This is a genomic window from Xanthomonas sp. SI (assembly GCF_014236855.1).
Taxonomy (GTDB): domain Bacteria; phylum Pseudomonadota; class Gammaproteobacteria; order Xanthomonadales; family Xanthomonadaceae; genus Xanthomonas_A.
Genome location: NZ_CP051261.1, coordinates 1,732,047 through 1,745,794 on the forward strand (window position 1 = coordinate 1,732,047; position 13,748 = coordinate 1,745,794).

1 protein-coding gene (only partly in view) is annotated in these 13,748 nt (G+C 68.6%); it reads left to right on the plus strand.

What is annotated here, in order from left to right; genetic code table 11:
• Positions 1-13,748: the 5' portion of a non-ribosomal peptide synthase/polyketide synthase gene (locus tag HEP75_RS07155; protein ID WP_221899312.1), read on the plus strand. Its footprint extends 1,990 nt past the window's final position; 13,748 of the gene's 15,738 nt are visible here — the first part of the coding sequence; it begins with the start codon at positions 1-3; its stop codon lies off the right edge, out of view.

The following is a 13,748-nucleotide window of genomic DNA, read 5'->3' on the forward strand; positions in this document are numbered from 1 at the left end:
TTGCGCACGAACAGGATCGCCATCTCGGCGGCAGGCGGGCGACTCAAGACCGCGGCGCCGAAGAATGCGATCACCGCCGAGCTCGCAGAATTGATCCGCAGCCACCGGACGCAGCTGCTCGAATTCCTGGAGCGTGCGTCCGAACAGACCGATGCCCCGGAACGGATCGTTCCGGCGCCGGCCATGCGCGCCTATCCGCTGTCGTTCCCGCAGCAGCGTCTGTGGTTCATCGATCGGCTGCAGGGCGGAAGCGCGCAGTACAACATTCCGATTGCCTTGCGCATGATCGGGCAGTTGGAGATCGGTGCGCTGCAGTCTGCCCTGGACGGCATCGTGGCCCGCCATGCGGTACTGCGCACGCGCTTCGAGGAACGCGACGGCGAACCCTTGCAGGTCGTCGATCCGCCGAGCGGGGTAGCGATCGACACACTTGATCTTTCGCTGCTGGACGCCGAGCAGCGCGAGCGCCGCATCCATGTCTTGGCCGATGAGGAGGTCGACCGCAGTTTCGTTCTCGCAACCGATCCGATGCTGCGTTGCAAGCTGATCCGAGAGGCGGCCGATCGCCACGTGGTCTTGTTCACCATGCACCACATCGCCAGCGACGGCTGGTCGATGGGCGTGTTGGTGCGCGAGTTCGCTGCGTTGTACTCGGCATGCCTGGGCGGCGTCGAGAAGGCCTTGCCGCCGCTGCCGATCCAGTATTTCGACTACGCCTACTGGCAACGCCGGGTGCGCGGCGAAGCCGCTTTCGAGCGGGATCTGGCCTATTGGCAACGCCGGCTGGCCGGTGCGCCGACCCTGCATGCCTTGCCGTTGGACCGACCGCGCCCGATGCAACCCAGCTCCAGCGCACAGCGCCTGTCGGTCGGCATCGCGCCCGCCGAGGCGGATGCGCTGCGCGGGTTGGCGCAGCGCTGCGATGCCACGCTGTTCATGGTGTTGCAGACGGCGCTGGCGTTGCTGATCGCACGCTGGAGCGGAACGTACGACATCGTGATCGGCACGCCGGTGTCCGGGCGCCCGCACCAGGAAGTCGAGCCCTTGATCGGTTTCTTCATCAATACCATCGCGTGCCGGATCGACGTGTCCGGCGATCCGACGGTGGAAGCGCTGATCGGACGCGTGCGTTCCGAGGTGCTGGAAGATTTCGCGCATCAGCAGTTGCCTTTCGATCTGCTCATCGACGCGCTCAGGCCCGAACGCAGCCTGGCCTACAACCCGATCTGCCAGATCAAGTTCGTGTTGCAGAACCACGAATCCACAACCCTCTCCTTGCCTGGATTGACGCTCGAGCCGGTGGCGCGCGGAGTGGAACGGGTGCGCTTCGATCTGGACCTGACCGTCGCCGAATCTGCCGAAGGACTGCACCTGAGCTGGACCTGGAAAGAGGCACTGTTCGAGCGAAGCAGCGTCGAACGCATGGCGCACGCGTACGGGCATGTCTTGCGGCAGATCGTCGAGCGCCCGCAAGCGCTGCTGTCGGCGCTGTGCTGGCAGGACGCAGCGGCGCAGGCGCAGTTGCTGACGCAGGGTCGCGGCCCGCACAGCGAGGGCGGCCGCGAACAGCCGTTGATCCGGCAACTGCAGGCGCAGGCACAGGCGACACCGGAGGCGGTGGCGGTGCGCTGCGGAGCGGCGCAGATGACCTATCGCGAGCTGGACCGGGCGTCCAACCGGCTGGCGCAGGCCTTGGCCGAGCAGGGGGTGGGGCTGGGCGCGCGGGTGGGGGTGGCGCTGGAACGGTCGTTGCCGCTGCTGGTGGCGCTGCTGGGCGTGATGAAGAGCGGTGCGGCGTATGTGCCGGTGGATGCGCAGCAGGCGCCGGCGCGGGTGCAGGCGATCCTGGAGGATGCCGAGGTGGCGCTGGTGCTGGGAACGGGGGCGGCGTTGGCCGGCACGTCGGTCCAGGTCCTGGCCATGGACGGGGCCGCGGAGGCCTCGTGGCTGTCGGCGTACCCGGACGCGGCACCGGCGGTGGCGCTGGAGGCCACGCACAGCGCGTACGTGCTGTACACCTCCGGTTCGACCGGGGTGCCCAAGGGCGTGGAGGTGCTGCAGCGCGGGCTGACCGACTACTGCGCCTTCGCGCGAGGGAACTACTACGCCGAGCATCTGGCCGGTGCGCTGGTGGCGACCTCGCCGGCGTTCGACCTGACGGTGCCGAGCTTGTACGTGCCGTTGCTGGCGGGCGGGTGCGTGACGCTGCTGGCGGAGGCGGACGCCATGGCGGGCCTGGCGGCGGCGTTGGAAGCGGCGTCGGCGCCGGGGTGGTTGCTGCGCCTGACGCCCTCGCACGTGCAGGGGCTGCTGGCGTTGTCGGATGCGCAGCCGCGGCCGGGGGCGCATGTGTTCGTGGTGGGCGGGGAGGCGTTCGCGGCGGAGTTGGCGCAGGCGCTGCGGGCGAAGTACCCGCAGGCGCAGGTGTACAACCACTACGGTCCGACCGAGGCGGTGGTGGGGAGCAGCTGGTATGCGGTAGACGGCCAGGCGCCGTGCAGCGGGATGCTGCCGATCGGCCGGGCGATGGAGAACACGACGCTGTACGTGCTGGACGCGCGGATGGGGCTGCAGCCGGCGGGGGTGGCGGGGGAGCTGTACATCGGTGGGTGGGGGGTGGCGAAGGGCTATGTGAAGCGGGAGGCGTTGACGGCCGAGCGGTTCGTGGCCAGTCCGTTCGTGGCGGGGGAGCGGTTGTACCGCAGCGGGGACCGGGTGCGCTGGCGCAACGACGGGCAGCTGGAGTTCCTGGGGCGTCTGGACGACCAGGTGAAGCTGCGCGGGTTCCGGATCGAGCTGGGGGAGATCGAGAGCCGGCTGCATGCCGAGGGTTCGGTACGCGAGGCGGTGGTGGTGGTGCGCGGGGAGGGGGTGCAGGCGCGGCTGGTGGCGTACGTGACGCCGGCCGCTGGAGAGGCGGCGGAGGCGTGGATCGACGAGCTGCAGGCGGCGCTGGCGTCGTCCCTGCCGGGCTACATGCAGCCGTCGGCGTACGTGGTGCTGGAGGCGCTGCCGCTGACGGTGAACGGGAAGGTGGACAAGGGCGCGCTGCCGGAGCCGGTGCACGCGCGCGGGGAGGAGGAGGAAGCGCCGTCGACCGAGACCGAACGGGCGCTGGCGCAGATCTGGAGCGGCATCCTCGGGCACGCGGACATCGGCGTCACCGCCAACTTCTTCGCACTGGGCGGTCACTCGCTGCTGGCCACGCGGATCGTGAGCGAGATCGGGCGAGCGCTGGGCAAGCAGGTGCCGGTGCGGGCGCTGTTCGAGCAGCCGACGCTGCGGGGCTTGGCGCAGTACGTGGAGCGTCAGGCGCGCAGCGACTATGCGCCGATCCCGAAGGTGCCGCGCGTGGATGCACTGCCGTTGTCGTTCGCGCAGCAGCGGCTGTGGTTCATCGACCGTCTGGAGGGCGGCAGCACGCAGTACAACATGCCGGTGGCGCTGCGGCTGCGCGGCGGGCTGTCGGTGGCGGCGCTGGGCCAGGCGCTGGCGGGGTTGCTGGCGCGGCACGAGGTGCTGCGCACGGTGTACCGGGAGGTGGACGGCACGCCGTGGCAGGTGATCCAGGCGCAGGCGCAGGCGCAGGTGCCGTTGGCGCACGAGGACCTGAGCGCGTTGCCGGCGGAGGCGCAGGACGCGGCGGTGCAGGCCTGGGTGCAGCGGGAGGCGGGTCAGGGGTTCGACCTGGCGCACGAGCCGATGCTGCGGTGCCGGGTGCTGCGGCTGGAGGCCGAGGAGCACGCGGTGCTGTTCACGCTGCACCACATTGCCAGCGACGGCTGGTCGATGGGAGTGCTGGTGCGCGAGTTCGTGGCGCTGTATGCGGGTGCGCTGCGCGGGGAGGCGGCGGCGCTGGCGCCGCTGCCGGTGCAGTACGCGGACTATGCGGCGTGGCAGCGGGAGCGGTTGCAGGGGGCGTCGCTGGAGGCGGCGCTGGGGTACTGGCGGGAGCGGTTGCAGGGCCTGCCGGCGGTGCACGGGCTGCCGCTGGACCGGCCGCGCCCGGCGCGGCAGGACTTTGCCGGCGGGCGGATCGAGCAGGGGATCGCAGCGGCGACGCTGGCGGGCCTGCAGGCGCTGGCGCAGCGGCACGATGCGAGCCTGTTCATGGTGCTGGAGGCGGCGCTGGCATGGTTGCTGGCCCGCTGGAGCGGGGAACGGGACATCGTCATCGGCACGCCGATCGCCGGGCGGGTGCACCCGGACGTGGAGCCGCTGATCGGGTTCTTCGTGAACACGCTGGTGCTGCGCACGCAGCTGAGCGGGGAGGAGACGTTCGAGGGGCTGCTGGAGACGACGCGGGAGCGGGTGCTGGAGGCGTACACGCACCAGGAGATCCCGTTCGAGATGCTGGTGGACGAGCTCAAGCCGGTGCGCAGCCTGAGCCATGCGCCGTTGTTCCAGGTGTTGCTGTCGATGCGCAACACCGAGCAGGTGGCCTTGACGCTGCCGGGGCTGGAAGTGTCCTCGCTGGGCGAGGGGTATGAGCAGGCGAAGTTCGACCTGCAGCTGGCGGTGCAGGAGACGGGGGAGGGACTGCGGTTGGTCTGGGGCTATGCGACGCGCCTGTTCGAGGCGGCGAGCATCGACCGGCTGGCGCAGGCGTATGCGCAATTGCTGGCGCAGATCGTCGTGCAGCCGGACGCGCCGTTGGCCGCCCTTTGCTGGCAGGACGCAGCGGCGCAGGCGCAGTTGCTGGCGCAGGGCCGTGGCCCGCACAGCGAGCGCGGCCGCGAACAGCCGTTGATCCGGCAACTGCAGGCGCAGGCACAGGCGACACCGGAGGCGGTGGCGGTACGCTGCGGGGCGGCGCAGTTGACCTATCGCGAGCTGGACCGGGCGTCCAACCGGCTGGCGCAGGCGCTGGCCGAGCAGGGCGTGGGGCTGGGCGCGCGGGTGGGGGTGGCGCTGGAACGGTCGTTGCCGCTGCTGGTGGCGCTGCTGGGCGTGATGAAGAGCGGTGCGGCGTATGTGCCGGTGGATGCGCAGCAGGCGCCGGCGCGGGTGCAGGCGATCCTGGAGGATGCCGAGGTGGCGCTGGTGCTGGGAACGGGGGCGGCGTTGGCCGGCACGTCGGTCCAGGTCCTGGCCATGGACGGGGCCGCGGAGGCCTCGTGGCTGTCGGCGTACCCGGACGCGGCACCGGCGGTGGCGCTGGAGGCCACGCACAGCGCGTACGTGCTGTACACCTCCGGTTCGACCGGGGTGCCCAAGGGCGTGGAGGTGCTGCAGCGCGGGCTGACCGACTACTGCGCCTTCGCGCGAGGGAACTACTACGCCGAGCATCTGGCCGGTGCGCTGGTGGCGACCTCGCCGGCGTTCGACCTGACGGTGCCGAGCTTGTACGTGCCGTTGCTGGCGGGCGGGTGCGTGACGCTGCTGGCGGAGGCGGACGCCATGGCGGGCCTGGCGGCGGCGTTGGAAGCGGCGTCGGCGCCGGGGTGGTTGCTGCGCCTGACGCCCTCGCACGTGCAGGGGCTGCTGGCGTTGTCGGATGCGCAGCCGCGGCCGGGGGCGCATGTGTTCGTGGTGGGCGGGGAGGCGTTCGCGGCGGAGTTGGCGCAGGCGCTGCGGGCGAAGTACCCGCAGGCGCAGGTGTACAACCACTACGGTCCGACCGAGGCGGTGGTGGGGAGCAGCTGGTATGCGGTAGACGGCCAGGCGCCGTGCAGCGGGATGCTGCCGATCGGCCGGGCGATGGAGAACACGACGCTGTACGTGCTGGACGCGCGGATGGGGCTGCAGCCGGCGGGGGTGGCGGGGGAGCTGTACATCGGTGGGTGGGGGGTGGCGAAGGGCTATGTGAAGCGGGAGGCGTTGACGGCCGAGCGGTTCGTGGCCAGTCCGTTCGTGGCGGGGGAGCGGTTGTACCGCAGCGGGGACCGGGTGCGCTGGCGCAACGACGGGCAGCTGGAGTTCCTGGGGCGTCTGGACGACCAGGTGAAGCTGCGCGGGTTCCGGATCGAGCTGGGGGAGATCGAGAGCCGGCTGCATGCCGAGGGTTCGGTACGCGAGGCGGTGGTGGTGGTGCGCGGGGAGGGGGTGCAGGCGCGGCTGGTGGCGTACGTGACGCCGGCCGCTGGAGAGGCGGCGGAGGCGTGGATCGACGAGCTGCAGGCGGCGCTGGCGTCGTCCCTGCCGGGCTACATGCAGCCGTCGGCGTACGTGGTGCTGGAGGCGCTGCCGCTGACGGTGAACGGGAAGGTGGACAAGGGCGCGCTGCCGGAGCCGGTGCATGTGCGCGGGGAGGAGGAGGAAGCGCCGTCGACCGAGACCGAACGGGCGCTGGCGCAGATCTGGGAGCAGGTTCTGCGACTGCCAGGCATCGGCGTGCACGACAATTTCTTCGAGATCGGCGGCGACTCAATCCTGTCGATTCAGATCGTCGCGCGCGCCAATCAGGCCGGGATCGGCATCACCACCCGGCAACTGTTCGAAGCCCAGACCATCGCGCAACTTGCGCGCTGCGCCGAACAGGCGGTGGAGCGCGCCTCGCAGGCCCCGCAGGGTCCCGTCCAGGGCGAACTGGCGCTGCTGCCGATCCAGAAACAATTCCTGGCCGAGGGCGGTCCCGGACTGCATCACTACAACCAGGCCCTGCTGCTGCGCGTGCCGCACGCGATGCAAACCGCCGATCTGCGTCGCATGATCGAGGCGCTGTACTGGCGCCACGATGCGCTGCGCCTGCGCTTCAGCCAGATCAACGGCGACTGGCATGCCGACCATGCTCCGCTCGACGCAGACACCCTCTTGCGCGCCTGCGTGACGGAAGGACTGCCAGAGCGTTCCGAAGAGGTGGCCGCATGCGTCGAAGAGCGCTGCGCCTACTGGCAATCGGCTTTCGACCTGGGCGAAGGCCCGCTGTTGCGTGCGGTCCATTTCCGCGGCGGCGGCACCGCACGTCTGTTGCTGGTGGCCCACCATGTCGTCATCGACGGCGTCTCGTGGCGCATCCTGCTGGCGGACCTGGAACGGGCCTACCGCCAGGTGGAGCGCGGCGAGCAGATCGCGCTCGCGCCCAAGACGACGTCGCTGCAGCAATGGGGACAGGCGCTGGCCGCTTACGCGCACAGCGACGCATTGCTCGCCGAACGCGAATACTGGCTTTCCCAATGCCAGCAGTCCATCGCCTCACTGCCGAGCGACCGCGCCGGGAGCGGCAATGGCTCCGTGGCCACGGCCGCCTATGCGCGGCTGGCGCTTTCCGCCGAGGACACCCAGGCGCTTCTCGCTCGATCCAATGCCGCATATCGCACCCAGATCAATGAACTCCTGCTCGCCGCGGTCGCGCTGGGGGTGCGTCGCTGGAGCGGCGCAGCAGGCGTGCGCGTCGCGCTGGAAAGCCATGGACGCAGCGGTCCGTTCGAACGTCTCGATACCACCCAGACCGTCGGCTGGTTCACCACCCACTATCCCTTGACGCTGTGCTGCGAGCATGCCGAGGTCGGTGCGACGATCAAGGCGGTCAAGGAGCATTATCGCGCTGTGCCGTACCACGGCATCGGCTACGGTGTGCTGCGCCATCTCGCCGAAGACGCCGAACTGATCGCCGCCGAGGTGGGCAAGCGTCCCGAACTGACGTTCAACTACCTGGGACAGACGGACCGGGCTACCGACGCGGAGACGTTCCTCGAGATCGCCGAAGAGTCGATGGGACGCACCGTCAGCACATTGCGCGAGCGGCGCCATCCATTGACGTTGCGCGGCATGGTCGCGGGCGGACAACTGAGCTTCACCCTGGAATACAGCAACGAACGCTACGAAGCGGCGACCATCGCCGCATTCGCCGGGCACATCGAGCAGGCGCTGCGTGAGATCGTGGCGCATTGCGCGGGCAGGGAAAACGTCGAGTGCACGCCTTCCGACTTCCCGCTGGCGCAGGTCGCGCAGGCGCAACTCGACACGCTGCAGGCGGCGTATCCGCAGATGCTGCGGCTGTATCCGGCTACCCCGATGCAGCAGGGCCTGCATTTCCATACCAAGCTCGATCCCTCGGCCTATGTCGGCCAGACCTTCCCTGTGCTCAAGGGCGCTTTGGACGCGGTCCGGTTCCGCGCGGCGTGGCAGGCGCTTGTCGATCGGCACGACGTGTTCCGCACCGCCTTCGTCGACGAGGACGAGCGGCTGCTGCAACTGGTGTCCGCCCAGGCCACGTTGCCCTGGCACGAAGAGGACTGGCGCGACCTGCCCGCCGAGGAGCAGGATGCGCGGTTCGAGGCCTATCGCGAGTTGGACCGGGCACGCAGCTTCGACTTCCGGCAGGCGCCGCTGATGCGATGCGCGCTGTTCCGGCTGGGCGCGGACAGGCATCGCCTGCTGTGGACGCACCACCACATGCTCTCGGACGGCTGGTCGCTGCCCATCCTCTACAAGGAGGTGATGAGCCTCTACCAAGGGCTTGTGGACGGTAGCGACGCGCAACTCGCGCCGGCGCCGGCCTACGAACGCTACGTCGAGTGGCTGTCGCGGCAGGACCACGACGCGGCGGTCGGTTTCTGGCAGGAACAGTTGCGGACCGTGGAAGCGCCGACGCCGCTGGCCATCGACCGCTTGCCGGCCGAACACGACAGCGGACAACGCGAGCGCAGCCTGAGCTTGGACGAGGCGGCCAGCGAGCGCCTGTTCGCGCTCGCCCGCAAGCAACGAATCACCCTCAACACCGTGATACAGCTAGCGTGGGCCTGCGTGTTGCATCGCTACAGCGGCGAGGACGAGGTGGTGTTCGGCGCGACGATCTCCGGCCGACCGGCCGAGGTCGTCGGTGTGGAAACGATGGTCGGCCTGTTCATCAACAGCATCCCGGTACGCGTACCGTTGGGCGAGCCGCAGCTTGTGCGCGATGCGCTGGCAACGCTGCAGGCGCGCTTCGAGGCGGCCACCTCCTACGGCTACCTCTCGCTGGCGGAGATCCAGCGGCAGTCCGGGGTTACCGCTGGCATGCCGCTGTTCGACAGCCTCCTGGTGATCGGCAACTATCCGATCGAAGCGGCGATGGATGCGCGATCGGGCGAGGCCGGGCTCAGCATCGAGAGCAAGGGCCGCCGCGAGGAAACCGGATACCGGTTGGCTTTCAACATCAATCTGCGCCAGCGCATCCATCTGCAGTGCGCGTATCGGGCCGAACAGTTCGCCGACGCGACCATCGAGCGGATGCTGCACCATTTCCGCGAAGTACTGGTCACGATGCCGGATGCGCTCGATGCGGATGTGCGCAGCCTGGATCCGATGACCGATGCGGAACGCGCTGAGCGCGTCGCCTGGAATCTGCGTCCAGCGGACTATCCCCGCGATCAGTGCATCCATGCGCTGGTCGAAGCGCAAGCGGCGTTGCGTCCGGAAGCGATAGCCGCCACCTTCGGTGCAGACAGCGTGTGCTACGGCGAGTTGAACCGCCAGGCCAACCGCGTCGCGCATTACCTGCGCGGGCAGGGCGTGAGCACCGACACCCTGGTGGGCCTGTGCGTGGAACGCTCGGTGGAAATGCTGATCGGCATGCTCGGCATCCTCAAGGCCGGCGGCGCCTATGTGCCGCTGGATCCGGACTATCCGGAGGATCGCATCGCTTTCATGCTTGAGGATTCAGGGGTCGAGATCGTATTGGTCACCAGCGACCTGATGCAGGCACTGCCGGTATTCGACGACCATGCCGTGCTGCCGCTCGACGCAGGCCTGCGCGAGGGGTTGCTGGCGGGCTGTCCAGATACCGACCCCGCACGCGAGGCGGTCGGCGCACACGGCGGATCGCTGGCGTACATGATCTATACCTCAGGTTCGACCGGAACGCCGAAAGGCGCGCTGATCGAGCATCGCAGCATCGTGCGCCTGGTGCATCGCCCGGACTACGTGAGCTTGGACGCGGGCGGCGTGATGGCGCAGGCCTCCAATAGTTCGTTCGACGCCGCCACCTTCGAGATCTGGGGGGCGCTGGCCAACGGCATGCGCCTGCAGTTCGTCGCGAAAGACGTACTGCTCGACCCGAATGCCCTGGCGCGGAGCCTGGTGCGGACCGGCATCACCACGATGTTCGTCACCACCGCGATCCTCAACCAGATGTCGATCGCCAACCCGTCCGGATTCGCGCCGCTGCATTGCCTGCTGTTCGGCGGCGAAGGCGTGGACGTCGAAGCGGTGGGGCGAGTGCTCGATGCCGGCAAGCCCGGCCGCCTGGTGCATGTCTACGGCCCGACCGAGAACACCACGTTCAGTACCGCCTACGAAATCCGCGAGCGCCGCAGCGATACCTATCCGATCGGCAGGGCGATTTCCGGCAGCACCCAGCATGTACTGGGCCGCAATCTGCGACCGCTGCCTTGCGGAGTGATCGGCGAGCTCTATCTGGGCGGCGACGGCGTGGGCCGCGGCTACCACCGCCGTCCCGAGCTGAGCGCCGAGCGCTTTCTCGCCGGCGCCGGGTCCGATGCCGGCCGGTGCTACAAGACAGGCGACCTGGTACGCCAGCTGCCGGGGGGCGACATCGTCTTCGTCGGCCGCGTCGACGATCAGGTCAAGGTGCGCGGCTTCCGCATTGAACTGGGCGAGATCCAAACGCACCTGTTGGCCCACGACGCCATCCGCGACACGGTCGTGGTGGCGCGACGCGACGGCGAGACGACGCGGCTGGTCGCCTACGTGGTCGCCCATCCAGGCAACGAGCCGGTCAACGAGCTGCTGCTGGCGAAGGAACTGCGCGCCCATCTCAAGCGCCTGCTGCCTGACTACATGGTGCCGGCTGCATTCGTCGCGATGGATGAACTGCCGCTCAATCGCAATGGCAAGGTCGACAGGCAGCGCTTGCCCGAACCCGACTACCAGTACCAGTCGCAACACACCTATCTGCCGCCGCGCACGGACGCCGAGCAGGCGTTGGCCGCGATCTGGCAGCAGGTATTGCGTATCGACCAGATCGGCGTCCAGGACAACTTCTTCGAGATAGGCGGCGATTCGATCCTGCTCATCCAGGTGGTTTCGCGCGCCAACCATGCCGGATTGCGCATCAGTACCCGGCAGTTGTTCCAGAACCAGACCATCGCCGAACTGGCAGCCGCGATGGAGACCGAGGACGCGCACACCGTGCTGGTGTCTCAGGCGCCTGTGGAAGGCCCGATGCCGCTGTTGCCTGTGCAGCGAATGTTCCTGGAAGGAGAGGCGCTTGATCGCCACCATTTCAATCAGGCGATGCTGCTGGAGACGCCTCCGGATTTCGACGCGACCACGCTGGCTGCCGTGCTGGAAGCGCTGTACCTGCGCCACGACGCACTGCGCCTGCGCTTCGTGCAGAACACCGATGGCTGGGAGGCGGTCCATGCCCCGTTCGATCCAGCGATGGCGAGGGCCAGCGCGGCGATCGAGCTGCCGGTGGCGGGCGTTCCCTGGGCCGAACACGTGTCGGCGCGCTGCGCCGAGTGGCAGCGCCGTTTCCATCTTGCGGACGGTCCGTTGTTGCGCGCGATCTACTTCCCGCCCGAACGCGCCGGTGATGCCGGTCGCTTGCTGCTGGCGGCGCACCACATCGTGGTGGACGGCGTGTCCTGGCGCATTCTGCTGGGCGACCTGGAACTCGGCTACGCGCAGCATGCGCGCGGCGACGCGGTGGCGCTTGCGCCCAAGACCTCGTCGTTGCAGCAATGGGGACGCGCTCTGGGAGAGTACGCGCGCAGCGAAACGCTGTTGCGGGAACGCGACTACTGGCTGGCGAACGCGTGCGCTGGCGGCTTGGCCACCGACGCGACGGTCGCGCAGGCGGCGGGTCCAGGGACCATCGCGACCAACCGCAGCGTGTTGTTGGGCCTGTCCAGCGAAGATACGCGGGCATTGCACCAGCAGTGCAACGCGGCCTACCGCACCCGCATCAACGAACTGCTGCTGGCCGCGGTGTACCTGGGTGTGCGCCGCTGGAACGGCCGTCGCGAACTGTGCTTGCGCCTGGAGGGGCACGGCCGCGAAGCCCTGTTCGACGAACTCGATCTCACCCAGACCGTCGGCTGGTTCACAAGCGTCTTTCCGGTAGTGCTGGACGTGGACGGCGACGGCGTCGCGGATGCGATCAAGTCGGTGAAGGAGCGCTACCGCGCCATTCCGCGCAATGGCATCGGTTATGGGGTACTGCGTTACGTCGCCGGTGACGTCGCGCTGCGCGAGGCCGCTGGCGATCAAACCGATGCGCTGCTGTTCAACTACCTGGGCCAATTCGACCAGATACTCAACGATAAGAGCCATTTCGGCCCCGCCCGGGAATCGATCGGCCCGCAGACCAGCCTGGCGCGGCAGCGCTCGGCACTGCTTGCGCTCAGCGGAAAGACCTTCGCCGGACAGTTGCAATTCACCCTGTCCTACAGCAGCGAACGCTACGAAGAAGCCTCCATGCGCGCGCTCGCCGCCGGCATCGAACAGGCGCTGGTGGAAGTGGTGCGCCATTGTCAGCGGCCTGGCGTCGGCGCCTGGACGCCTTCGGACTTCCCGCTGGCGCGGATCGACCAGCAGCGCCTGGACGCGCTGCACGCACGCCATCCCGAGCTGTCGCGGCTGTACCCGGCCACGTCGATGCAGGCCGGCATGTTGTACGAGAGCCTGCTCGACAGTGCGGCCTACGTGGTGCAGAACTTCCCGGTACTGCGCGGCAGCCTGGACCTGGCGGCATTCCGCCACGCCTGGCAGCAAGTGGTGATGCGCCACGACGCGTTCCGTACCGCCTTCGTGGGCGGGACCGAAGATCTGCAGCAACTGGTGCTGAGCGCCGCGCCGCTGTCCTGGCACGAGGAAGACTGGCGCGGCCTGCCTGAGCCGGAACAGCGCCTCCGTTTCGACGCCTACCGCCAGGAGGATCGGTGTCGCGGCTTCGACTTCGAACGTCCGCCACTGATGCGCATCGCGGTATTCCGCCTCGGCGAGGGCCGGTATCAGCTGTTGTGGTCGTTGCACCACATCCTGCTCGATGGCTGGTGCTTGCCGCTGGTCTACCGCGACGTGATCGAGTTCTACCGCGCCTATGTGCAAGGCCGTGCCGCCGTGTTGCCCGTTGCGCCGGCATACGAGCGCTACATCGCCTGGTTGCTGGACTCGGATGTGGAGCGGGCGCGCGACCACTGGCATGGCGTGCTCAAGGAAATCGACGCGCCGACCCCCCTGGTGATCGACCGCCTGCCGGTGGGGGGCGGCCATGGCCAGCGCGAATACGCGTTCGAACTGGACGAGGCGCAGACGCAGACACTGCAGGCATACGCCAAGGCGCATCGCACCACGGTCAACACCCTGCTGCAGTGGGCCTGGGCCTATTTGCTGCATCGCTACAGCGCCGAACCGGAGGTCGTGTTCGGCGCAACCATCTCCGGGCGTGCGGGACAGGTGCCAGGAGTGGAGGAGATGATCGGGTTGTTCATCAATACCATTCCGGTGAAGGTCGGATTCGGGCCTGGACAGACGATCGGCGATGCGCTGGCGGCGCTGCATGCCGACTTCCAGTCCGGCAGCGAGTACGGCTATCTGTCGCTGCCGGAAATCCGCCGCCAGTCGCGCGTCAAGCAGGGCGTGCAGCTGTTCGATAGCCTGCTGGTATTCGAGAACTATCCGCTCGACGCGGTGACGGGCGATGCCGCCGCGTCCGCGGACGCGCAACTGCAGATCGAGGAGCCGGGCAACAGCGAGGCCACCACGTTCAAGCTGACGCTCGTCGCCGCGCATACCCGGACCCTGCGGGTGAAGTTCGGCTATCGCGCAGAACGCTTCAACGACGCCGCGATCGCGCGCAT